This is a genomic window from Pseudomonas sp. HS6-2 (assembly GCF_049325675.2).
In the GTDB taxonomy this organism is placed as follows: Bacteria; Pseudomonadota; Gammaproteobacteria; order Pseudomonadales; family Pseudomonadaceae; genus Aquipseudomonas; species Aquipseudomonas putida_N.
In genome coordinates this window covers 1,068,758-1,091,285 of record NZ_CM143906.1, presented here as the reverse complement: position 1 = coordinate 1,091,285, position 22,528 = coordinate 1,068,758, and the positions used below count along the sequence as shown (strand labels likewise).

General features: G+C 64.1%; 19 protein-coding genes. 7 read left to right on the top strand and 12 right to left on the bottom strand.

Annotated features, from left to right (window positions below; translation table 11 throughout):
* Positions 1 to 19 precede the first annotated feature (19 nt).
* The gene (gene yjgA, locus ACOKS3_RS05000; RefSeq protein ID WP_103445576.1) at positions 20 to 541 is read left to right on the top strand and encodes a ribosome biogenesis factor YjgA; all 522 of its coding nucleotides are present in this window, start codon (positions 20 to 22) and stop codon (positions 539 to 541) included.
* Between the two features lie 41 nt (positions 542 to 582).
* Here the strand turns inward: yjgA and tldD are convergent, their stop codons facing one another.
* From tldD to mreB, 8 genes are all read right to left on the bottom strand, one after another.
* On the bottom strand, positions 583 to 2,022 hold the full coding sequence (tldD, locus tag ACOKS3_RS04995) for a metalloprotease TldD (RefSeq protein WP_103445577.1): 1,440 nt from the start codon (positions 2,020 to 2,022) through the stop codon (positions 583 to 585).
* Positions 2,023 to 2,024: 2 nt separating this feature from the next.
* Positions 2,025 to 2,876 (bottom strand): carbon-nitrogen hydrolase family protein, encoded by an 852-nt coding sequence (locus ACOKS3_RS04990; RefSeq protein WP_103445578.1) that lies wholly within the window; start codon positions 2,874 to 2,876, stop codon positions 2,025 to 2,027.
* Between the two features lie 14 nt (positions 2,877 to 2,890).
* Positions 2,891 to 6,700, bottom strand: coding sequence for a YhdP family protein (locus ACOKS3_RS04985; protein ID WP_103445579.1), 3,810 nt, complete (start codon positions 6,698 to 6,700; stop codon positions 2,891 to 2,893).
* Between the two features lie 88 nt (positions 6,701 to 6,788).
* Entirely contained in the window at positions 6,789 to 8,246 is a 1,458-nt protein-coding gene (gene rng, locus ACOKS3_RS04980; protein WP_103445580.1) for a ribonuclease G, read from the bottom strand.
* A 54-nt stretch (positions 8,247 to 8,300) separates the two neighbouring features.
* On the bottom strand, positions 8,301 to 8,912 hold the full coding sequence (locus ACOKS3_RS04975; RefSeq protein WP_103445581.1) for a Maf family protein: 612 nt from the start codon (positions 8,910 to 8,912) through the stop codon (positions 8,301 to 8,303).
* Between the two features lie 30 nt (positions 8,913 to 8,942).
* Entirely contained in the window at positions 8,943 to 9,431 is a 489-nt protein-coding gene (gene mreD / locus ACOKS3_RS04970; RefSeq protein WP_103445582.1) for a rod shape-determining protein MreD, read from the bottom strand.
* Positions 9,431 to 10,423, bottom strand: a complete 993-nt coding sequence (gene mreC / locus ACOKS3_RS04965) for a rod shape-determining protein MreC (RefSeq protein ID WP_374755344.1) — start codon at positions 10,421 to 10,423, stop codon at positions 9,431 to 9,433. Before mreC ends, mreD begins: the two co-directional genes overlap by 1 nt.
* A gap of 206 nt (positions 10,424 to 10,629) precedes the next feature.
* Positions 10,630 to 11,667 (bottom strand): rod shape-determining protein MreB, encoded by a 1,038-nt coding sequence (gene mreB, locus ACOKS3_RS04960; protein ID WP_003255163.1) that lies wholly within the window; start codon positions 11,665 to 11,667, stop codon positions 10,630 to 10,632.
* Positions 11,668 to 11,871: 204 nt separating this feature from the next.
* On the opposite strand from mreB, the gene gatC reads away from it, so the two are divergent.
* The 5 genes from gatC to ACOKS3_RS04935 all read left to right on the top strand — a co-directional run bounded on the left by gatC (position 11,872) and on the right by ACOKS3_RS04935 (position 16,698).
* Positions 11,872 to 12,159 carry an Asp-tRNA(Asn)/Glu-tRNA(Gln) amidotransferase subunit GatC gene (gene gatC, locus ACOKS3_RS04955; RefSeq protein WP_060511330.1) on the top strand — a complete coding sequence of 96 codons (288 nt, stop codon included), beginning with the start codon at positions 11,872 to 11,874 and terminating at the stop codon, positions 12,157 to 12,159.
* A 15-nt stretch (positions 12,160 to 12,174) separates the two neighbouring features.
* Positions 12,175 to 13,626, top strand: a complete 1,452-nt coding sequence (gatA, locus tag ACOKS3_RS04950) for an Asp-tRNA(Asn)/Glu-tRNA(Gln) amidotransferase subunit GatA (RefSeq protein WP_422763368.1) — start codon at positions 12,175 to 12,177, stop codon at positions 13,624 to 13,626.
* An 11-nt stretch (positions 13,627 to 13,637) separates the two neighbouring features.
* Complete coding sequence (gatB, locus tag ACOKS3_RS04945; protein ID WP_027920235.1) at positions 13,638 to 15,083, top strand: Asp-tRNA(Asn)/Glu-tRNA(Gln) amidotransferase subunit GatB; 1,446 nt, start codon at positions 13,638 to 13,640, stop codon at positions 15,081 to 15,083.
* Positions 15,084 to 15,219: 136 nt separating this feature from the next.
* Positions 15,220 to 15,594: a septal ring lytic transglycosylase RlpA family protein gene (locus ACOKS3_RS04940; protein ID WP_103445585.1), complete on the top strand. Its 375-nt coding sequence runs from the start codon at positions 15,220 to 15,222 to the stop codon at positions 15,592 to 15,594.
* 60 nt (positions 15,595 to 15,654) lie between these two features.
* Positions 15,655 to 16,698: a calcium/sodium antiporter gene (locus ACOKS3_RS04935; protein WP_103445586.1), complete on the top strand. Its 1,044-nt coding sequence runs from the start codon at positions 15,655 to 15,657 to the stop codon at positions 16,696 to 16,698.
* A gap of 303 nt (positions 16,699 to 17,001) precedes the next feature.
* Here the strand turns inward: ACOKS3_RS04935 and ACOKS3_RS04930 are convergent, their stop codons facing one another.
* The 4 genes from ACOKS3_RS04930 to ACOKS3_RS04915 form a co-directional block, all read right to left on the bottom strand.
* The gene (locus ACOKS3_RS04930) at positions 17,002 to 18,363 is read right to left on the bottom strand and encodes an amino acid permease (RefSeq protein WP_103445587.1); all 1,362 of its coding nucleotides are present in this window, start codon (positions 18,361 to 18,363) and stop codon (positions 17,002 to 17,004) included.
* A gap of 57 nt (positions 18,364 to 18,420) precedes the next feature.
* On the bottom strand, positions 18,421 to 19,362 hold the full coding sequence (locus ACOKS3_RS04925) for an AEC family transporter (protein ID WP_422763367.1): 942 nt from the start codon (positions 19,360 to 19,362) through the stop codon (positions 18,421 to 18,423).
* A 206-nt stretch (positions 19,363 to 19,568) separates the two neighbouring features.
* On the bottom strand, positions 19,569 to 20,129 hold the full coding sequence (locus ACOKS3_RS04920) for a response regulator transcription factor (protein WP_079229623.1): 561 nt from the start codon (positions 20,127 to 20,129) through the stop codon (positions 19,569 to 19,571).
* Complete coding sequence (locus ACOKS3_RS04915; protein ID WP_027920241.1) at positions 20,129 to 21,385, bottom strand: ATP-binding protein; 1,257 nt, start codon at positions 21,383 to 21,385, stop codon at positions 20,129 to 20,131. Before ACOKS3_RS04915 ends, ACOKS3_RS04920 begins: the two co-directional genes overlap by 1 nt.
* A gap of 202 nt (positions 21,386 to 21,587) precedes the next feature.
* Between ACOKS3_RS04915 and ACOKS3_RS04910 the strand changes: the two genes are divergently transcribed.
* Positions 21,588 to 22,304 (top strand): SIMPL domain-containing protein, encoded by a 717-nt coding sequence (locus tag ACOKS3_RS04910; RefSeq protein WP_422763366.1) that lies wholly within the window; start codon positions 21,588 to 21,590, stop codon positions 22,302 to 22,304.
* The last annotated feature ends 224 nt before the right edge of the window (positions 22,305 to 22,528 follow it).

Below are 22,528 nucleotides of genomic sequence, written 5' to 3'. Positions count from 1 at the left end.
TTTCTAGCGGACTGCCACCATGGTTGATTCATACGACGACGCCTTCGACGGCGAAAAAAGCAAAACCCAGATCAAGCGCGAGCTGCATGCGCTGGTCGAACTCGGCGAGCGCCTGACCACGGTCAAGGCCGATACCCTGGCGCGCCTGCCGCTCACCGACGAACTGCGCAAGGCCCTGGCCGATGCCAGCAAGCACACCGCCCACGGTGCACGCAAACGCCACATGTCGTTCGTCGGCAAGCTGATGCGCGACCAGGACCTGGACGCCATCCACGCCGTGCTCGAGCAAATCGACAGCTCCAGCCGCCAGTACAACGAGCGCTTCCATAATCTGGAGCGCTGGCGCGACCGCCTGATCGACGGTAACGACGAAGACCTCGAGCGTTTCGTCAACGATTACCCCGAGACCGATCGCCAGCAATTGCGCTCGCTGATCCGTCATGCCCAGCACGAAAAGGCGCGGAACAAACCGCCTGCCGCTGCGCGCAAGGTGTTCAAGTACATCCGCGATCTGGACGAGATGCAGCGCGGTCTGCGCTGACTCCCGCCGTCTGGGGCTGCATTGCAGCCCCCGGACATTCATCAAGCGCCAGTACCGCCCACGGTAATCGCATCCAGCTTCAAGGTCGGCTGCCCGACGCCTACCGGCACCGATTGCCCATCCTTGCCGCACGTTCCCACTCCACTGTCCAGCGCCAGGTCGTTACCGACCATCGACACCCGGCTCATGGCCTCCGGCCCGTTGCCGATCAAGGTCGCGCCCTTCACTGGCGCGGTGATCTTGCCGTCTTCGATCAGGTAGGCTTCGCTGGTCGAGAACACGAACTTGCCACTGGTGATATCGACCTGGCCACCGCCGAGGTTGGCGCAGTAGATGCCTTTCTTCACCGAAGCGATGATTTCTTGCGGGTCGCTCTTGCCGGCCAGCATGTAGGTGTTGGTCATGCGCGGCATCGGCAGATGCGCATAGGACTCGCGGCGACCGTTGCCGGTAACCGCCATGCCCATCAGGCGTGCATTGAGCTTGTCCTGCATGTAGCCCTTGAGAATGCCGTTCTCGATCAGCGTGGTGCATTCGGTCGGCGTGCCTTCGTCATCGACACTCAATGAGCCACGGCGACCTTCGAGGGTGCCGTCGTCGACAATGGTGCACAGTTCCGAAGCGACCTTCTCGCCGATCCGCCCGCTGAATGCCGAGCTGCCCTTGCGGTTGAAGTCACCTTCCAGGCCGTGGCCGACCGCTTCGTGCAGCAGCACGCCCGACCAGCCGGAACCCAGCACCACCGGCAACGTGCCGGCCGGTGCCGGGATAGCTTCAAGGTTCACCAGCGCCTGGCGCAGCGCTTCGCGGGCATAGCCCATGACCCGCTCTTCAGTGAAGAAGCGGTAGTCGGTACGCCCGCCACCGCCCTGCCCGCCACGCTCGCGACGGCCATTCTGCTCGACGATGACGCTGACATTGAAACGTACCAGTGGGCGTACATCGGCGGCCAGGCTACCGTCGGCAGCAGCAATCAGGATGCGCTCCCAGACCCCTGCCATGCTGACGCTAACCTGCTGGATACGCGGGTCGAGGGCACGGGTGGCGGCATCGACACGCTTGAGCAGTTCGACCTTTTCGGCACGGCTGAGCACATCCAGCGGATTGTCCGGCGCATACAGCGCAGTGACGTCCTGGCTACGGAACGCCTGCACCGTGCCGTTCTGGCCGGCGCGGGAAATCGAGCGGGCAGCACGGGCCGCCGAAGTCAGCGCCTCAAGGTTGATCGCATTGCTGTAGGCGAAGCCGGTCTTCTCGCCGGACTGGGCACGCACGCCCACACCCTGGTCGAGGTTGAAGCTGCCTTCTTTGACGATGCCGTCCTCCAGCGCCCAGGTTTCCGAGATCTGGCCCTGGAAATACAGGTCCGCGGCGTCAATGCCGGGGCCGGCCAGTTCGCCCAGCACGCTCTGCAGGCTGTCGAGGGTGAGTCCGCCCGGGGCCAGGAGCTGCTCGCTGACGGTGGATAACATCTGGCTCATAGTCACTCCGAGGTGTGCGCAGGCCGCAAGGCGTCCTGCGAGAAAAAGCGCCGGTGCGTGGTGACCGGCATGCGCGCCCGGATGGACGCCTGTTCATCAATGTCGCGCTCGGCGAGCAATACCGCTTCGCCGTGCGCCTGTTCTGCGACGATCCGCCCCCAAGGGTCGACGATCGCCGCATGGCCGTGGGTTTCCCGCGGGCCTGGATGAGTACCGCCCTGGGCCGCCGCCAGCACATAGCACTGGGTCTCGATGGCCCGGGCACGGATCAGCACTTCCCAATGCGCAGCACCTGTGACCGCAGTGAAGGCGGCCGGTGCCGTGATCAGCTCCGCGCCTGCAGCGCGCAAGGCGCTGTACAGCTCGGGGAAGCGCAGGTCGTAACATACGCTGAGCCCCAGGCGGCCTACCGGCGTATCGGCCACCACCACCCGCGCGCCATGGGCATAGTCATCGGACTCGCGGTAGCGACCACGGTTGTCGGCCACATCCACGTCGAACAGGTGCAGCTTGTCGTAGCGCGCCACCACTTCGCCGTGTTCGTCGATCAGCAGCGAACAGGCATGGGCTCTGGCGTCTGGCTGGCCTTGTGGCGGCAGCGGCAAGGTACCGGCAACAATCCATAATCTGAGGTCGCGTGCGGTACGTTTCAACCATGGCAGGATCGGACCTTCGCCCATGGCTTCGGCGCGGCCGATGGCAGCGGCATCCTTGCGTCCCATTGCCGCGAAGTTTTCCGGCAGCACCGCCAGCCGTGCACCGCCCAAGGCCGCCTGCTCGAGCAGGGCGCCCGCACGCTGCAGGTTGGCCAGCACATCGTCCTGGCTGACCATCTGGATGACCGCTGCCTTCATGGGCACTCCCGAAGTTATTTATCGAACGGTTTCACAAAGGTGATTTTAGGCTCTTTCACCGGGCCTTCGACGCGATAGTGCACGCTGGCGAAACGCGACACCCGGTCGCCGATCAGCCGATCGACCAGGAACAGCGCGCCGCCGACCGCTGGCGCACCGACGATCAGCGCGGCCAGCGGCAGGTTGTTGGTCACCGGCAGGGTCACCTGCAGGTTGGCAGCGACCCGGTCGCGCACCAAGTCCAGCGTGCCATCCAGCTCGAAGTTGCTCGACGGCCCGGTCACGGCGATCGGCTCACGGGTCACGTAGACACCGCTGCTGGCCACCAGCAGGCCCTTGACCCGGTCGTAAGCCAGGCCCTTGTCGAACAGGTCGGAGAAGTCCAGGCGCAGTCGCCGGCCAATCGAGTTGAAGTTGAGCAGGCCGAACACACGCAGGGCCTGGGCGCCACCTTCCACTTCGACGAACTGACCGCTGCGCAAGGCGGCATCCATACTGCCAGAGAAGCGCTTGAGGCCGACCCAGGCCGGCGAACCGGGCCAGCGGCCGTCGACATCCAGGCGGAAATCGCGGCTGGTCACGGTCGGAGCGAAACCCCAGGCCTTGAGCACATCGGCGAGGTTCTTGCCATCGAGTCGGCCTTTGTACCAGCTGCTGGTGGCCCCGGTTTGGCCTTCCCAACCGCCACTGCCATCGACATGCAGGCCTTTGAAATCCAGGTCGATGTCCTGCGCCGCCACCCCCCGTGCAGTCGGGCGCAGCTTCAGCGCGGCATTGCCGAACAGGTCGTCGCCGCGGTACAGCTTGTCGATGCTCAGGTCCAGAGCCGGCACCTTGCGCGGGTCGAACGAAGCCAGCGGGTCAGGGCCTTCTTCCGATTGCGTCTCAGCCGGGTCGGCCGGCGGCAGCCGCAGGGTCTGCAGGCGCACGACCATCGGCGCAGCCTTGGCATCCGGCACGCGCGCGTTACCGATGACTTCCTTGCTGTCCAGGCGCAGGTCCCAGGCGGCGGCGCCTCGGGTCAGGCGCACCACGGCCTGGTTCAGGCTCATGCCGAAGGCTTTCAGCTGGCCGATGCTCAAGTCCACACCCTGCAGGTTCTGCCGGGCATTGCCACCGGGGTCGTTACCGGCAAAGCGTGCGGCCTGTTCCTGCCAAGGGCCCAGGTCCAGGCTTTCCAGCCGCCCCTTCACCCGCAACCCCTGGCCCGTTGGCAGTTGCGCCTGGCCAGCTCCAAGCAGCAATTCGCCACGGCCCTGGCCCAGCTTGTCGGCCGGGGCGGCGTAGGCGAAACGAGCCAGGTCGGCGTAAGCCACATCAAAACGCCGCTCAGGCCCTTGCAGGTTCATGCTGAAACGGGTGTCGCGAGTATCCGCGGCCGCCTTGCCGAAGGGGGCCGGCAGGTCGATGGTCAGCCCCTTGAGCGAAGAACTGACATTCAAGCTGTTGTCACGGCTACCCAGATTGACCTGCAACTGGTACGGCAGATCGCCGGAGGCGGGCAAGGTCTGCTTGAACTGCAGCCAGTCGGTCAGGGACTTCAGCGAAGCCCGGCCACTTGCGTTGATGCGCGTCTGCATCTGCCCAGGCTGGCCCTCGGCGCTGATCTGCGCAGTGGCCGGCTTGCCGAACACTTGCAAGCTGATGTTCTTGCCGCTCAGCCCCTTGTCGAAGTCGAAGCTGAAGTCGCCCTTCAGGTGCGTCAGGTCCAGGCTGGGCGGGGCCACCTTCAGGCGTGCGTCGGCAGTGGCGAAGTCCACCAGCACTTTTGGCCGCTCGCCGTGGGCCAGGGGTACGTCGAGCTTGAGCTTGCCCTCGAGTGGGCCCTCGCCTTCCCAGCCGGCGAAGATCTCGCCCGTGCCGATCGGCGCTTCCTTGAGAATCTTCAAGCCATCGCCGAGGCTGCCGTCGAAATTGCCGTCAAGGTACAGGTGACTGTGCTGGCCGCTGTCGACATGGGGAATGTTCACGCTGACGTCGCTGACTTTGGTGTCGAGCAGCAGGCCCTTGCTGGCCTTGATGCGCACGCCGCTGTCTTCGATCAGCACATCGCCATCCACCTGCTGCACCTGCGGCCAGCCTGGCTGGAAGTCCAGTGCGGCATCGTGGACCTTGAAGAACAGGCTGATGCTGCGAGATTCCGGCGTGGCACCGTGGTTCAACGAGCCCTGGTACTGGAAGTAGCCCTGGTCGACGTTGCCTTTGACGATGGCGCTGCGCAACCATTCGTCGAGGGCCGGGCTCAGCACTTGCGGCAGGTACTTGGCGGTGTAACGGCCATCGCCTTCGGTCAGGCCGACGCGCAGGTCCATGTAGCTTTCGGCGCCTTCGTCGAACAGCAGGCGAATCAGGAAGTCGCCGGCAATCTTGCCTTCCTCGCCCAGCACCTTGAGGTAGGGTGCGATGAGGGTGAAACCGTGCTTGTCCAATGCCCAGGTCAGGCGCGCATTGGCCTTCTGGTACTGCCAGGGTTTGGCGAAGATCGGATACAGGTGCAGCATGAAGGCGTCGGTATCCAGACGCAGCTCGCCATGCCCGAGGTCACCGCTGATGCTGCCGCTGACATTACCGGCCGCCGGTGCACCATGATAGGCATCGAAACCGACCCGCTCCAGGTTGGCAGCAAACTGCAGGCGCTGGTCGCCCTCGGCTTTTGGCCGTGCTTCCAGGCGAACGTTGCGCAGGGCCCCGGTGACTTTCAGCGCATCGACCACTGTCATGAGCTTGTCTGGCAAGGGGGCCAATGCATCGATCAAGGGGGTCAAGGGAGTGAGATCAAGGCGGTCAGCCTGCACTTGCCAGGTTTCGTCCGCCGGGTCATCGCCCAGCCGCTGGTTCACTTGCAGGTGCGATTCCCAGCGCGTCTTGCCGATGCTCGCAGCGAGTGAATCCACCACCACATCGAAGCCTTGATCGCGGCGCTGGAACCAGGCAGAAACGGCAAGATTGTCCAGGGCCACGGCCTTGCGCCCGGCGTAGGCACCGCGCAACTGCGGGGCATTGAGACGGACCACCGCCTGCTGCAACTGGCCCTTGCTCCAGTCGACCCAGAACTCGCCACCGGCCTTCAACGCTTCAGCCCGCCACTGGCCCTGCAAACCAGGCGGCAACCAGCGCGCCCAGTCGCTTTGTGGGAGGCTCAGGTAGGCCTCGACCTCGCCTTCGCGCCAGGCCTTGGTGTTTACCCGGCTGCGCAGATTGATCGCCAGCGGCTGGCCGTCGGGCAAGGTGGCACGCAGGTCGAGGGCCTGGCGTGATGCGCCGGCCTGCAGGCCGACACTGACATAGGTAAGGGTCAGCGGATCCCGCTGCCAAGGCTGCAGGGTGACCTGGCTATCGAACACATCGATGCGGCCCAGTTGGCGCAAGCGCTGCAAAAGCTCGGCAGGGTCCAACGGCGCGTCGTCCTTTTTCGGCAGCCCTTCGAGGGCCCAGGCCCCCTGCTCGTCTTCGCGCAGAATCAGCTGCAGGCCACCGAGTTCGATACGCGCCAGGCGCACTTCACGGGAGGTCAGGCTGGCCCACAGGTCGGGCACCACCTTGACGTCATCCAGGCGCAGGGCCGATGCGCCCTCGCCCAGCTGCAGGTCGCGCACGCGCAATACAGGCGCCAAGCCACTCCAGCGCCCTTCCAGAGCCCCCACATGCACGGGCAGGCCCAGCGCCTGTTCGGCTTTGCTTTCGACGTCGGCACGGTATTCGGCCACCAGTGGCACCAGCTCGCGACCGAGGCTGACATACAACGCCACCAATACCGCGAGCAGGGCGCAAATGCCCAGCCCCCAGCGGGTCAAGGCGACAAGAACGCGGTTCAGACGTCCCATGGCCTTGGCCCTCCAGGTCGTTTATCCATCATGGCCTGACGTGCCGATTTTGCCAGCCAGTACCATCCAGGGCGGGTATAAGAAATCCTCAGAGCAGCACCACGTCATATTGTTCCTGCGAATACATCGACTCGACCTGGAAGCGAATGGTTCGACCAATGAAGGTTTCCAGCTCGGCAACGTTGCCAGACTCTTCGTCCAACAGGCGATCGACCACTTTCTGGTTGGCCAGCACGCGATAGCCTTCAGCCTGGTAGGCACGGGCTTCGCGGAGGATTTCGCGGAAGATCTCGTAACAGATGGTTTCGGGGGTCTTCAGCTTGCCACGGCCCTGGCAAGCGACGCAGGGCTCGCACAGGACCTGTTCGAGGCTTTCGCGGGTGCGCTTGCGGGTCATCTGCACCAGGCCCAGCTCGGTGATGCCGATGATGTTGGTCTTGGCGTGATCGCGTTCCAGCTGCTTTTCCAGGGTCCGCAGCACCTGGCGCTGGTGCTCTTCGTCTTCCATGTCGATGAAGTCGATGATGATGATCCCGCCGATGTTGCGCAGGCGCAGCTGCCGGGCAATGGCCGTGGCGGCCTCGAGGTTGGTCTTGAAGATGGTTTCTTCGAGGTTGCGGTGGCCGACGAAGGCACCGGTGTTGACGTCGATGGTGGTCATCGCCTCGGCCGGGTCGACCACCAGGTAGCCACCGGACTTGAGCGGCACCTTGCGCTCCAGGGCACGCTGGATTTCGTCCTCAACCCCATACAGGTCGAAGATCGGCCGCTCGCCTGGGTAATGCTCCAGCCGATCGGCGATTTCCGGCATCAGTTCGGCGACGAACTGTGTGGTTTTCTGGAAGGTTTCCCGCGAGTCGATGCGGATCTTCTCGATCTTCGGGTTGACCAGGTCGCGCAGCGTGCGCAGGGCCAGACCAAGGTCTTCGTAAATGACCATGGGCGCGCCGCAGGTCTGGATCTGGCTGCCGATCTGCTCCCACAGGCGACGCAGGTAGCGGATGTCCTGGAGGATTTCTTCGGCCCGCGCGCCCTCGGCGGCGGTACGCAAGATGAAGCCCCCGGCGTCCTTGATATTCTCGCTGACCATGCAGTCGCTGACCACCTGCTTGAGGCGGTCGCGTTCGGCTTCATCTTCGATCTTCAGGGAAATGCCGACATGGCTGCTGCGAGGCATGTACACCAGGTAACGCGAGGGAATCGACAGTTGGGTGGTCAGGCGTGCCCCCTTGGTGCCGATCGGGTCCTTGGTCACCTGCACCACCAGGGCCTGGCCCTCGTGCACCAGCGCGGTGATGTTCTCTACCGCCGAGCCTTCGCGCTGGGAGATTTCCGACGCATGGATGAACGCCGCGCGCTCCAGGCCGATGTCGACAAAGGCCGCCTGCATACCTGGCAGCACCCGCACCACCTTGCCCTTGTAGATATTGCCGACGATGCCGCGGCGCTGGGTGCGCTCGACATGCACTTCCTGCAGCACCCCGTTTTCCACCACCGCCACACGCGATTCCATCGGGGTGATGTTGATCAGGATCTCTTCACTCATGGCAGGCTCTCGTCAAAGGTCTTCGGTAATGATGGATCGCGCGTGCCGTACTGGCTACCGCTGGTTTGTTACCTCTGGCAAAAGCGCCGGTACCTGCCAGCAGGCGATACCGAACCGGGCGAGCATGTCGGCCGTTTCGCTCAAGGGCAGGCCGACCACCGCCGAGTAACTGCCTTCTAGCCCGGTGACAAACACCGCGCCCAGGCCCTGGATGGCGTAGCCCCCCGCCTTGTCCGCAGGTTCGCCACTGGCCCAATAGCGCTCGGCTTCTGCGGCATCGACAGGGCGAAAACGCACAGTGCTGCTGACGCACAGGCTCTCGCAGTGTTGGCCATCGCTCAAGGCCACCGCTGTCAGCACCTGGTGCTCGCGGCCAGCCAGGTCGGCCAGCATCGCCAGGGCATGTTCCCGGTTTTCCGGTTTGCCGAGAATACGACCATCGAGCACCACCGCAGTGTCGGCGCCAAGCGCCACGGCAGGGCCCTGCAGAGTGGCCAGGCCGGCTTCGGCCTTGGCCCGGGCCAGGCGCTCGACATAGGCCTCGGCGCGTTCGCCCGGCAGCGGAGTTTCATCGATGGGTGCACTGATGACGGTGAACGGCACGCCGATCTGGCCGAGCAATTCACGCCGGCGCGGTGAGCCGGAGGCAAGATAGAGGGGTTTCATTAAGACATCTCCCTGTCAGTGGCAGCGCCGTCAGTTGATATGCAAACGTCGGCGCAGGTCGCGCAGGGCGAAACTGATCCATGGCCAGAGCAAGGCACTGATCACGGCAGACCAGACCAGCGCCAGGGTCGGAAGGCGGTTGCCGGTGAGCGCGCTAAGCCACAGCTGGATCAGCTGGGCGATGCCGAAGATCACCAGGATCACCAGGCTCTGCTGCCACAGCGGGAACATACGCAGGCGCTGCTGCAGCGACAGTACGAGGAAGGTGATCAGGGTGAGGATGAACGCGTTCTGCCCCAGCAAGGTGCCGTACAGTACATCCTCGGCCAGGCCCAGGACGAAGGCGGTGGTCATGCCAACCTTGTTCGGCACGTTCAAGGTCCAGAACGACACTAGCATTGCCAGCCACATGGGCCGGAACACTTCGAGGAACTGCGGCATGGGCGAGACGCTGAGCAGCAGGCCAATGGCGAACGTCAGCCAGATGACCCAACCGTGATTACGGCGCGACTTGGCCATCATTGCCTCCGTGGATGGGCGGGTGCCGCCGGTGCGGCGGCGGGGCTGGCAGGCGCTGCGGCCGGGGCCGCAGGTGGCTGGCCCGGAGCGGGCGCGGTAGCCGAGGCCGCCGGAGCCGCTGCCGGATGCTCGGCATTGGCAGCAGGTTGGCCGGTGCCTTTGCGATCGGCTTCTTCCTGGGCGATGGCAGCGTCGGTGGCGCGTTGCTCCGGGGTCCGGCGGTCGCTGAACACCAGCAGCATGTAGCGGCTGCGGTTGAGCGCGGCAGTAGGAATGGCGCGGACGATGGCGAACGGCTGGCCGGAATCGTGGATCACTTCATTGACCGTGGCCACCGGGTAGCCGGCCGGGAAGCGCTGGCCCATGCCGGAACTCACCAGCAGGTCGCCTTCCTTGATGTCGGCGGTGTCGGCGACATGACGCAGTTCGAGGCGCTCCGGGTTACCGGTGCCGCTGGCGATGGCGCGCAGGCCGTTGCGATTGACCTGCACCGGAATGCTGTGGGTCGTGTCGGTCAGCAGCAGGACGCGCGAAGTATACGGCATCAGTTCGACCACCTGGCCCATCAGGCCACGGGCATCGAGCACCGGCTGGCCGAGGAACACGCCGTCGCGCTCGCCCTTGTTGATGAGGATGCGGTGGGTAAACGGGTTGGGGTCGACACCGATCAGCTCGGCCACTTCAACCTTCTCGTTGACCAGCGCCGAGGAGTTGAGCAGCTCGCGCAGGCGCACGTTCTGCTCGGTCAGGGCCGCCAGCTTCTGCAGGCGCCCCTGCAGCAACAAAGCTTCGGTCTTGAGTTTTTCGTTTTCGGCGATCAGCTCGGTGCGGCTGCCGAACTGGCCGGCCACGCCTTGCCACGCTCGCTGCGGCAGGTCGGTGATCCAGTACGATTCCATAAGCACCAGGCCCATCTGGCTGCGCACCGGTTTGAGCACGTCGAAACGCGCATCGACAACCATCAACGCGACCGACAGCACCACCAGTACCAGCAGGCGAACGCCCAGCGAAGGGCCCTTGGAGAAAAGCGGTTTAATGGGCCGTTCCTCGTGGACGACTCAGGAGGTCATTGGACATGGGACAACGCACCAGCCTGGTTGCGGGTTGACGGAAACGACGCCCGGATGGACGCCAGCCAGCGCATACAGGTAGCACTGCGCGTGCTACCTGTAAACCGGGCTTTCGAAAGCAGCGGGGATCACTCGCTGGAGAGCAGGTCCATCGCGTGCTTGTCCATCATCTCCAGAGCGCGACCGCCGCCACGGGCGACGCAGGTCAGCGGGTCTTCGGCGACGATCACCGGCAGGCCGGTTTCCTGGGCCAGCAGCTTGTCGAGGTCGCGCAGCAGTGCGCCACCACCTGTCAGCACCAGGCCGCGCTCGGCGATGTCGGAGGCCAGCTCCGGCGGCGACTGCTCCAGGGCGCTCTTGACCGCCTGGACGATGGTCGCCAGGGATTCCTGCAGGGCTTCCAGGACTTCGTTGGAGTTCAGGGTGAAGGCACGTGGTACGCCCTCGGCCAGGTTACGCCCGCGCACATCGACTTCGCGCACTTCGCCGCCCGGGTAGGCGGTGCCGATTTCCTGCTTGATGCGCTCGGCGGTGGATTCGCCGATCAGGCTGCCGTAGTTGCGGCGCACGTAGGTGACGATGGCTTCGTCGAAGCGGTCGCCGCCTACGCGGACGGACTCGGCATAGACCACGCCGTTCAGCGAGATCAGTGCGATTTCGGTGGTACCGCCACCGATATCGACGACCATCGAGCCGCGGGCTTCTTCGACCGGCAGGCCGGCACCGATGGCAGCGGCCATCGGCTCTTCGATCAGGAACACTTCACGGGCACCGGCACCCAGGGCCGACTCGCGAATGGCACGGCGCTCTACCTGGGTCGATTTGCACGGCACACAGATGAGCACGCGTGGGCTCGGCTGCAGGAAGCTGTTTTCGTGAACCTTGTTGATGAAGTACTGCAGCATTTTTTCACAAACGCTGAAGTCGGCGATGACGCCGTCCTTCATCGGACGAATGGCAGCAATGTTACCTGGCGTACGGCCCAGCATGCGCTTGGCTTCGGTACCGACGGCGACGACGCTTTTCTGGTTGCCGTGGGTACGGATGGCAACAACCGAGGGCTCATTCAGGACGATACCGCGCTCACGCACGTAAATAAGGGTGTTGGCAGTCCCCAGGTCGATGGAAAGATCGCTGGAAAACATGCCACGCAGTTTCTTGAACATGGGAAAGTGACCCTGGGGAAAGCGTGGGTAAAAAAGTGCGGCAAACTCTAACAATGGCAGGGATTTTGGGCAAGGAGCCAATATGTTAAATTGGCTGTTTTTCCGAGCACGCCAGCAGATGATCGCGGCCGTTAGACCGCCAAAATGCTGACATGTTCCTCACCGCGGACCCTGATCGGTTCTTTGTTTCCCCTGGAGATCACCATGGCGCTTGAACGCAGCGACGTGGAAAAGATCGCCCATCTGGCCCGCCTGGGCCTGAATGACGGCGAACTGCCACGCATTACTGACGCCCTGAACAGCATTCTCGGGCTGGTCGACCAGATGCAAGCGGTCGACACCAACGGCATCGAGCCCCTGGCCCACCCCCTGGAGGCCAGCCAGCGCCTGCGCCCTGACCAGGTCACCGAAAGCAACCAGCGCGACGCCTACCAGGCGATCGCTCCATCGACCGAAAGCGGTCTGTACCTGGTACCCAAAGTCATCGAGTAAGGGATAGAGCCTGCCATGCATGAATTGACCCTGGCCGAGATCGCCCGCGGACTCGCCGACAAGTCGTTTTCCTCCGAAGAGCTGACCGGCGCCCTGCTGGCGCGCGTCAAGCAGATCGACCCACAGATCAACAGCTTCATAAGCGTCACCGAAGAGCTGGCCCTGGGCCAGGCCCGTGCCGCCGACGCCCGTCGCGCCGCTGGCGAGACCGGCGCTCTGCTCGGTGCACCGATCGCCCACAAGGACCTGTTCTGCACCCTCGGCGTACGCACCAGCTGCGGCTCGAAGATGCTCGACAACTTCAAGGCGCCGTACGACGCCACCGTGGTCGCCAAGCTGGCCGAAGCCGGCATGGTCACCCTGGGCAAGACCAACATGGACGAATTCGCCATGGGTTCGGCCAACGAATCCAGCCACTACGGCGCGGTGAAGAACCCGTGGAACCTCGAGCACGTGCCTGGTGGCTCGTCCGGTGGTTCGGCCGCGGCTGTGGCCGCGCGCCTGCTGCCGGTCACCACCGGCACCGACACCGGTGGCTCGATCCGCCAGCCAGCGGCACTGACCAACCTCACCGGCCTCAAGCCGACGTACGGTCGTGTATCGCGCTGGGGCATGATCGCCTACGCCTCCAGCCTCGACCAGGGTGGCCCACTGGCACGCACCGCCGAAGACTGCGCCCTGCTGCTGCAAGGCATGGCCGGCTTTGACGCCAAGGATTCCACCAGCATCGACGAGCCAGTGCCGGATTACAGCGCCGCGCTCAACGGCTCGCTGCAGGGCCTGCGCATTGGCCTGCCGAAGGAGTACTTCAGTGCCGGCCTCGACCCGCGCATCGCCGAGCTGGTCCAGGCCAGCGTCAAGGAGCTGGAAAAGCTCGGTGCGGTGGTCAAGGAAATCAGCCTGCCGAACATGCAGCACGCGATCCCGGCGTACTACGTGATCGCCCCGGCCGAAGCCTCCTCCAACCTGTCGCGTTTCGACGGCGTGCGCTTCGGCTACCGCTGCGAAGAGCCGAAAGACCTGACCGACCTGTACAAGCGTTCCCGTGGCGAAGGCTTCGGCGCCGAAGTGCAGCGCCGCATCATGGTTGGCACCTACGCCCTGTCGGCCGGCTACTATGACGCCTACTACGTCAAGGCGCAGCAGATCCGCCGCCTGATCAAGAACGACTTCATGGCCGCCTTCAACGATGTCGACCTGATCCTCGGCCCGACCACGCCGAACCCGGCCTGGAAGCTTGGCGCCAAGAGCAGCGACCCGGTCGCCGCCTACCTGGAAGACGTCTACACCATCACCGCCAACCTGGCAGGCCTGCCGGGCCTGTCGATGCCAGCCGGCTTCGTCGATGGCCTGCCGGTCGGCGTGCAGCTGCTGGCCCCGTACTTCCAGGAAGGCCGCCTGCTCAACGTCGCGCACCGTTACCAGCAAGTCACCGACTGGCACACCCGCGCCCCTAACGGCTTCTGAGGAATTCACACATGCAATGGGAAGTTGTGATCGGGCTGGAGATTCATACCCAGCTGGCCACCCAGTCGAAGATCTTCTCCGGCAGCGCCACCACCTTCGGCTCCGAGCCGAACACCCAGGCCAGCCTGGTTGATCTGGGCATGCCCGGCGTACTGCCGGTGCTGAACCAGGAAGCCGTGCGCATGGCCTGCATGTTCGGCCTGGCGATCGATGCCGAGATCGGCAAGCGCAACGTGTTCGCGCGCAAGAACTACTTCTACCCCGACCTGCCCAAGGGCTACCAGATCAGCCAGATGGACCTGCCGATCGTCGGCAAGGGCCACCTGGACATCGCCCTGGAAGACGGCACCATCAAGCGTATCGGTGTTACCCGCGCGCACCTGGAAGAAGACGCCGGCAAGAGCCTGCACGAAGACTTCAGTGGCTCTACCGGCATCGACCTGAACCGCGCCGGCACGCCGCTGCTGGAAATCGTCTCCGAGCCGGACATGCGCAGCGCCAAGGAAGCCGTGGCCTACGTCAAGGCCATCCACGCCCTGGTGCGCTACCTGGGCATCTGTGACGGCAACATGGCCGAAGGCTCGCTGCGCTGCGACTGCAACGTGTCGATCCGCCCGAAAGGCCAGGCCGAGTTCGGCACCCGCTGCGAGATCAAGAACGTCAACTCGTTCCGCTTCATCGAGCGCGCGATCAACAGCGAGATCCAGCGTCAGATCGACCTGATCGAGGACGGCGGCAAGGTGGTGCAGGAAACCCGCCTGTACGACCCGAACAAGGACGAGACCCGCTCCATGCGCAGCAAGGAGGAGGCCAACGACTACCGTTACTTCCCCGATCCGGATCTGCTGCCGGTGGTGATCGAGGACAGCTTCCTCGAAACCGTCCGCGCTGGCTTGCCGGAGCTGCCGCCACAGAAGGTCGAGCGCTTCCAGAGCCAGTACGGCCTGTCGGCCTACGACGCCAACGTACTGGCTTCCAGCCGCGAACAGGCGGACTACTTCGAAGAAGTGGTGAAGATCGGTGGCGACGCCAAACTGGCCGCCAACTGGGTCATGGTCGAGCTGGGCAGCCTGCTGAACAAGCTGGGCATCGAGATCGACCAGGCGCCGGTAAGCGCCGCGCACCTGGGCGGCATGCTGCTGCGCATTCGTGACAACACCATCAGCGGCAAGATTGCCAAGACCGTGTTCGAGGCCATGGCCGCCGGTGAAGGCGATGCCGACAGTATCATCTCAAGCCGTGGCCTCAAGCAGGTCACCGACACCGGTGCGATCGACAAGATGCTCGACGAAATGCTCGCAGCCAACGCCGAACAGGTCGAACAATACCGCGCCGCCGACGAGGCCAAGCGCGGCAAGATGTTCGGCTTCTTCGTCGGTCAGGCGATGAAGGCTTCCAAAGGCAAGGCCAACCCGGGGCAGGTGAACCAATTGCTCAAGGCCAAGCTCGAAGGGTGAGCTGAAAAAAGCGGCGAGGGCTTTGCCCTCGATCGCGGGTCAAGCCCGCTCCTACAAGAGATCGCGCCATTCCTGTAGCAGCGGGCTTGACCCGCGATGGGCCGCACAGCGGCCCCAATGCACCGGAGCATCCGAATTGCTAAAACGATCCCTAGGTACGCTAGCCCTCTTCTCTGTCCTGGCCGGCTGCGCCAGCCACGACATCGACCCGCGCGGTTACAACGAAACCGGCACCGCTTCCTATTACGGCTCGCGCCACCACGGCAAACGCACTGCCAGCGGCGAACCGTTCAACCAGCACGGTCTCACTGCCGCCCACCGCAGCCTGCCATTCGGCAGCCGGGTGCTGGTCACCAACCTGGCCAACGACCGCAGCGTGGTGGTCCGCGTCAACGACCGCGGCCCGCATACCCGCGGCCGGTTGATCGACCTGTCACGTGCCGCAGCAGAAAAAATCGGCATGCTCCGTAGCGGAACGGCGCGCGTCCGGGTACAAGGTCTGAGCGACTGACCTGACAGGAGTCTGATCATTTTCGACCTGGCCACCCTCCCCACCTTCAGCCTGCTGCAAATGGGCGTTGCCCTGCTGCTGCTGATCGCCGGAGCCGAACTCCTGGTGCGCGCCGCTCTGCGCCTGGCCCAGCGCCTGCACGTGCGACCACTGATCATCGGCCTGAGCCTGGTGGCCTTCGGCAGCACCGCGCCGCAGCTGACCGTGAGCCTGCAAGCCGCCTATCAAGGTGCGCCCGACGTGGCCGTGGGCAGCGTGATCGGCAGCAACATCTTCAACGTGCTGGTCATCCTTGGCCTGGCCGCACTGATCATCCCGCTGCGGGTATCACGCCAACTGGTGCGCCTGGACATCCCGTTGATGATCGTTGCCAGCGGCCTGGTCTATGCGCTCTGTGCCAATGGCCACCTGGGCCGGGCCGAAGGGCTGCTGCTGCTGCTCGCCCTGGCCGGCTACCTGGCCATGCTGTGGCACCAGTCTCGCAACTATGCCCGCACCTATCCCGCCCAGAATGCCGGGGCTGCCAGCGCCGGGCGCTTCTGGTCCGGAACACTGCTGCAGGTGCTGTTCGGCCTTGGCCTGTTGAGCCTGGCCGGCCACCTGCTACTGGAAGCGGCCATTGAAGTGGCTACCGATCTCGGCCTGTCCGAACGCGTCATCGGCCTGACTGTGGTGGCCGTGTGCACGTCCCTGCCTGAACTTGCCGCCGCGCTGATCGCCGCCATTCGCGGCGAGCGAGAGATCGCGGTAGGTACGGTGATCGGCAGCAACCTGTTCAACCTGCTGGCAGTGCTCGGCCTGACGGCGCTGATCACCCCTGAGCCGCTGAGCATCTCGCCCAATGCGCTGGCGTTCGACCTGCCGGTAATGCTGGGTGTCGCGGCCCTGAGCCTGCCCGTGTTCTACTCCGGCTACCGTGTCACCCGCGTCGAGGGACTGGTGTTCCTCTGCCTGTATCTGGTCTATGGCCTGCATGTAGCGGCCTTCACCATGGGCATGCCACTGGCCGGGCGGCTGGAGCAATTGATGTTTTTCTATGTATTGCCGGTGCTCGGCTTGGTTTTGCTGTTCACCACTGTGCGAGCCTGGCGCAGGCAGCACTAGGGGCCTGGCACGGGATTGTGGGAGGACCACCAGGCGCTGGCCTTTCCTCTGCATCGCCCGTGAGATCGAGCGCCGCCCGCGCGGCGCATCGCGAGCTTTGCTCGCTCCTACGTTTGTTTTTGGCCAGTAACGCCTGTGACAGGCGCACGCGACCGCCTTGTTGGTACGACACGATATTGAGGCATGCGCCAAGGCGTTCGCGCGCAAATCCCACAGGAATGATTGGCCCGAAACAAACGTAGGAGCGAGCAAAGCTCGCGATGCGCCGCGCGGGCGGCGCTCGATCTCATTGGCGATAAAAATCTAACGGCGAACCTGGCGAGCCTTCTTCAGCTTGAAGGCCACCCACAGCACCGCAATCCACCCCGGAATCAGCATCACCGAGATGCGGATCGGCGGGGTCAGGTACATCACCCCCAGGATCAGCACGATGAACGCCAGGCACAGGTAGTTGGTCAGCGGGTGCCCCCAGCTCTGGTAGAACGGGGTAATGCCGGCCGCCAGCTTGGCCTTGCGGAACTTGAGGTGGGTAATGCTGATGCTGGCCCAGTTGATCACCAGCGCCGAAACCGCCAGTGCCATCAACAGGCCGAACGCCTCACCGGGCATCAGGTAGTTGATCAGCACGCACAGGCCGGTCGCAAAAGCCGAAACGCCCAACGCTGTCAGTGGCACGCCGCTGCGGCTGACCTTGAGCAGCTGGCGCGGCGCATCCCCCTGGCTGGCCAGGCCGAACAGCATGCGGCTGTTGGCGTACACGCAGCTGTTGTACACCGACAGCGCGGCGGTCAGCACCACGATGTTGAGGATGGTCGCCACCAGGTCGCTGTCCAGCTCGTGGAAGATCATCACGAACGGGCTGCCACCCTGCACCACTTTCTGCCAGGGGTACAGCGACAGCAGCACGGCCAGGGCGCCGATGTAGAAGATCAGGATGCGGTAGACCACCTGGTTGGTCGCCTTGGGGATGCTCTGGCGCGGATTGTCGGCCTCGGCAGCGGTGATACCGACCAGCTCCAGGCCACCGAACGAGAACATGATCACCGCCAGCGCCATCACCAGCCCGGTCACGCCATTGGGGAAGAACCCGCCGTACTGCCACAGGTTGGCCACGCTGGCATCCGGGCCGCCGTGGCCGCTGGCCAGCAGCCAGGCACCGAAGCCGATCATGCTGACGATAGCCACCACCTTGACCAGGGCGAACCAGAACTCCATCTCGCCGTAGACCCTCACCTGGGTCAGGTTGATCAGGTTGATTGCCACGAAGAAGATCGCCGCCGTGGCCCAGGTCGGGAACTCCGGCCACCAGTACTGCACATAGATACCCACGGCCGTGAGCTCGGCCATGCCGACCAGCACATATACCACCCAGTAGTTCCAACCGGAGACGAACCCGGCGAACTCGCTCCAGTATTGGTGGGCGAAGTGGCTGAAGCTGCCGGCGACCGGTTCCTCGACCACCATCTCACCCAATTGGCGCATGATGAAGAAGGCCATCAGGCCGGCGATGGCGTAGCCCAGCAAAACGGAGGGGCCAGCCAGCTGGATGGTCTGGGCGATGCCCAGAAACAGCCCGGTGCCGACAGCACCGCCCAGCGCAATCAGCTGGATATGGCGATTCTTCAACCCGCGCTTCAGCGGCTCGGGCGTGCTCTGGTCTTGCATGAAGTGTCCTTTGGCTCAGTGAGGCAGTGTTGTTGCTGTTGTTTTGCAGTCAAGGATCTAGATCCATCCGCCCCACTGCAAGATGAAAATACCAATATTGGTGGTGATCGCCGCCATTAGCGTTGTAATCACGATGATCGAGGCCGCCAGTTCGTGGTTACCGTTGGCGGCGCGGGCCATGACATAGCTGGCCGCTGCCGTCGGGCTGCCGATATAGAGGAACAGGATGCCCAGCTCGGCTCCACGGAAACCGCACAACCAGGCACCCAGGGTACCGATCAGCGGCAGCCAGACCATCTTCACCAAGCTGGCATCGATGGCCAGCTTGCCGCTGTCACGCAGCGCCGCCAGCGAAAGGGTGCCGCCGATGCAGATCAGCGCCAGCGGCAGGGTCATCTGCGCCAGGTAGTCGCCCGAGGTCAGCAGCCAGTTGGGCAGCGGCACCTGCCCGTAAGCCATCGGCGTGGCGACCAGCACGCTGATGATCAGCGGGTTGCTGAAGATGCTCTTGCAGATGCTCCAGGGGTCGGACTTGAGGTCCGGGCTGTACACCGCCAGCACCACCGACGATAGCGAGTTGTACATGAGGATCACCAGGCCGGCGAGCACCGCCCCCAGGGAGATGCCGTAGTCGCCATAGAGACTGGCGGCCAGGGCCAGGCCGATCACACCGTTGTTGCCGCGGAACGCGCCCTGGGTGTAGATGCCGCGGTCGGTCAGCGGGCTGCGCCAGATGGCCATGCCCCAGGACACGGCGAAGCCGACCAGGGTGGCGGCGACGAAGTAGAGGATGACCTTGGGCTGCACCGCCGTGGCCAGGTCGGCGTGGTAGATGCCGAGGAACAGCAACGCTGGCATGCAGACGTTGAACACCAGCTGCGAGGCGACGCGGTTGAAATTGTCGTCGATCAGCTGGATGCGTTTGAGCAACACGCCCATGAACAGCATGGCGAAGACGGGCGCCGTGATGTTCAGCGTCTGGATAAGAAGGGCGAGCATGCGCAAGCGGTCCTGATGGGGTTGCCGTTAGGCGGCTAATGATACGCCAACGCGTCAGGAATTGCGGGGATCGTGGAGGACTATCTTGATACACCTGTGCCGGCCCTTTCGCGGGGCAAGCCCGCTCCTACAGGTTCACCGCCGGCCCAGGGCCTGATGAAAATCCTGTAGGAGCGGGCTTGCCCCGCGAAGAAGCTTACACGGAGTCAGCGGCGAACCGGACGTTTCTGCAATTTGCGCTGCAGGGTACGGCGGTGCATGCCCAGCGCCCGCGCGGTGGCAGAGATATTGCCCTCATGCTCGTTCAGCACGCGCTGGATGTGCTCCCACTGCAAGCGGTCCACCGACATCGGGTTTTCCGGCACCAGCGAGTCCAGGTCGGCATGCTCCGACAACAGCGCGGCCAATACGTCGTCGGCATCGGCCGGCTTGCACAGGTAGTTGCAGGCACCGCGCTTGACCGCCTCAACGGCGGTGGCGATGCTCGAGTAACCGGTCAGGATCACCACGCGCATCTCCGGGTCCAGCTCCAGCAGCTTGGGCAGCAGCACCAGGCCCGAGTCGCCTTCCATCTTCAGGTCCAGCGTGGCGTAGTCCGGCAGGTCCTGTTGGGCCAGGATCAGGCCTTCCTCGGCGGAACCGGCAGTGCTCACGCGGAAACCACGGCGGCTCATGGCCCGGGCCATGACCCGGGTAAAGGTGGCGTCATCGTCCACCAGCAGCAGGTGCGGAAGTTCTTCGCCTTCGACCTGGTTTTCTTCGCTCATCATTCATCTCCTCGCTTGCCATGGGGCAGGCGCAGTTCGGTCAGGGTGCCACCCTGTTCATGACTATAGAGTTTCACCGAACCGCCCGCACGGGTCACGCTGGCCTTGCTCAAGAACAGGCCCAGGCCGAAGCCTTTGCCCTTGGTGGTAATGAAGGGTTTGCCGATCGCTTCGGCAATGGCCGGCGGCACGCCGGGGCCATGGTCGCGGATGCTGATCAGGATGTCCTGGGCGTCCCAGTCAAGGGTCACCTGCAGGTCATCAGGGCAGGCATCGGCGGCATTGTTCAGCAGGTTCAGCAGCGCCTGGGTCAGGTCCGGTGGCGGCGTCAGGCGCGGCACCTGGCCGTCGCGCAGGCGCTGGAAGCGGTAGCTGGCCTCCGGGCGCATCAGGTGCCAGCGGTTCAGCGCCTCGTCGAGCCAGGCGGTGACGTCCTGTTCGACCACCGCCAGGCGGCGGTTGGCCTCGGCGGCGCGCACCAGCTGTTGCAGGGTTTCCTTGCACAGCTTGACCTGGTCCTGAAGGATCTGCAGGTCTTCCTGCAGCAATGGGTCGGTGTGGTCCTGGCGCATTTCATTGAGCAGCACGCTCATGGTCGCCAAGGGTGTGCCCAGTTCGTGGGCGGCACCGGCAGCCTGGGTGGCCACGGCCAGTAGCTGTTCATCACGCAGGCTTTCTTCGCGGCGCTCGGAACGCAGTTGCTCCTGGCGACGCAGCTCCTCGGCCATGCGCGCGGCGAAGAAGGTAATTACGGCGGCGGCCAGGGCGATACTCAGCCACATGCCGTAGACCTGCATCTTGTCCCGCGCCATCGGCAGCCCCTCGAGCGGGTAGAACTGCACCAGCAGCAGGCTGTAGGCAGTCAGGGCGATACCCGAGAGGATCAGCGAATACAGCCACGGCAAGGTCACCGCAGCGATAGCCAGCGGCACCAGGTAATAGGACACGAACGGGTTGGTCGAACCCCCTGAGTAGTACAGCAAGGCGCTGTGAATCAGCAGGTCGCAGGCCAGCTGCAAGGCATATTCGGTCTCGGTGACCGGCAGCGACAAACGCAGGCGCAAGGCGGTGAAGGCGCAGAGCAGCGACGACAGGGCCAGGGTCGCGGCCAGCGAGAGCCACGGCAGCGGCAGCAGGTCGGTCCAGTAGGCGACGCCCACGGAGCCTGCCTGGGCGGCCAGGACCAGAACGCGAATGACAGTCAGGCGCCAGAGGTTCTGGCGTGTTGCGGACAACGGTTGTGCGGCGGCGAGCATGCGCTCTCCCGATGAGTGCTCCAGGAAAATCGGCTGGAGTATACCGAAGCCGGGCGCCCCGCTGCAGCGATGCGGCAAAGCGCCACACTTTGTCACAAGTTCATGATGGCACTTTTGAACCCACTACACTGCTCCGGGTCTGATGGGCCATGCGTGGAATGGATGCCCAGAACCCACGCCCACTATTGCCAAGGAGTAACACATGCACATCCCACGTCGCGGCGCGGCCCTGATCCTTTCCTGCGGCCTGTTCGCCAGCCTGCCGGCACTGGCGGCCGACGAACCGCGCTACAACCAGGTATCGCTGCGCGCCGAAGTCAGCAAGGAAGTGGCGCGCGACCTGATGGTCGTGACCCTCTACAGCGAAGCGCAGAATACCGACCCGGGCAAGCTCGCCAAGCAGATCACCGAAACCATGAACAAGTCCGTGCAGCAGGCGCGCCAGGTCAAGGACGTGAAGATCAGCCAGGGCAGCCGCAACAGCTACCCGGTGTATGACAGCAAGGGCCAGAAGATCACCGGCTGGCGCGAGCGCGCCGAGCTGCGCCTGGAAGGTGCCGACTTCCCGGCCCTGTCCCAGCTCACTGCCGACCTGCTGCAGGACCTGAAGATGGGCGGCATGGACTTCTCCATTGCCCCGGCCACGCGCAAAGCCAGCGAGGATGAATTGCTCAAGGATGCGGTGAATGCGTTCAAGGCCCGGGCGCAGCTGGCCACCGAGGCACTGGGCGGCAAGGGCTACAAGGTGGTCAGCCTGAACCTGAACAGCTCCGGTTACCCGCGCCCTTACCTGCGCAGCGCGCCGATGGCGATGAAGGCCATGGCGGCTGACGAGGCGGCACCAGCGCCGGATATCGAGGCGGGTACCAGTGAAGTCAGCATGAATGCTGATGGCCTGATCGAAGTACAGATGCCTTGATGTCTATTGGGGGCGCAATGCGCCCCTAATCCCATTTTCAGACATTTCCTACGCACCACACAGGTGCGTCCTACACCTTCACCCGCCCCGAAACATCCCGCAAAAAGCCATCATTTCGCCCACGCAAACGTTCAACTTCGCTGAAAGTTATACGAATGCGACATCCATGTACGCCCGTACTACTTTTCTGACGCCAACTATCCTTCTGCCTGTTGCATTGGGAA

Coding starts and splice junctions, on each gene's coding strand:
- mreB (WP_003255163.1), bottom strand. CDS start 11,667: ATGTTCAAGAAACTGCGTGGCATGTTTTCCAGCGATCTTTCCATCGAC.
- ACOKS3_RS04915 (WP_027920241.1), bottom strand. CDS start 21,385: ATGCTCGCCGCCGCACAACCGTTGTCCGCAACACGCCAGAACCTCTGG.
- gatB (WP_027920235.1), top strand. CDS start 13,638: ATGCAATGGGAAGTTGTGATCGGGCTGGAGATTCATACCCAGCTGGCC.
- tldD (WP_103445577.1), bottom strand. CDS start 2,022: ATGAGCCAGATGTTATCCACCGTCAGCGAGCAGCTCCTGGCCCCGGGC.
- ACOKS3_RS04975 (WP_103445581.1), bottom strand. CDS start 8,912: ATGAAACCCCTCTATCTTGCCTCCGGCTCACCGCGCCGGCGTGAATTG.
- ACOKS3_RS04920 (WP_079229623.1), bottom strand. CDS start 20,129: ATGAGCGAAGAAAACCAGGTCGAAGGCGAAGAACTTCCGCACCTGCTG.
- ACOKS3_RS04930 (WP_103445587.1), bottom strand. CDS start 18,363: ATGCAAGACCAGAGCACGCCCGAGCCGCTGAAGCGCGGGTTGAAGAAT.
- ACOKS3_RS04985 (WP_103445579.1), bottom strand. CDS start 6,700: ATGGGACGTCTGAACCGCGTTCTTGTCGCCTTGACCCGCTGGGGGCTG.
- yjgA (WP_103445576.1), top strand. CDS start 20: ATGGTTGATTCATACGACGACGCCTTCGACGGCGAAAAAAGCAAAACC.
- mreD (WP_103445582.1), bottom strand. CDS start 9,431: ATGGCCAAGTCGCGCCGTAATCACGGTTGGGTCATCTGGCTGACGTTC.
- ACOKS3_RS04910 (WP_422763366.1), top strand. CDS start 21,588: ATGCACATCCCACGTCGCGGCGCGGCCCTGATCCTTTCCTGCGGCCTG.
- ACOKS3_RS04925 (WP_422763367.1), bottom strand. CDS start 19,362: ATGCTCGCCCTTCTTATCCAGACGCTGAACATCACGGCGCCCGTCTTC.
- gatC (WP_060511330.1), top strand. CDS start 11,872: ATGGCGCTTGAACGCAGCGACGTGGAAAAGATCGCCCATCTGGCCCGC.
- gatA (WP_422763368.1), top strand. CDS start 12,175: ATGCATGAATTGACCCTGGCCGAGATCGCCCGCGGACTCGCCGACAAG.
- ACOKS3_RS04935 (WP_103445586.1), top strand. CDS start 15,655: ATGGGCGTTGCCCTGCTGCTGCTGATCGCCGGAGCCGAACTCCTGGTG.
- ACOKS3_RS04990 (WP_103445578.1), bottom strand. CDS start 2,876: ATGAAGGCAGCGGTCATCCAGATGGTCAGCCAGGACGATGTGCTGGCC.
- rng (WP_103445580.1), bottom strand. CDS start 8,246: ATGAGTGAAGAGATCCTGATCAACATCACCCCGATGGAATCGCGTGTG.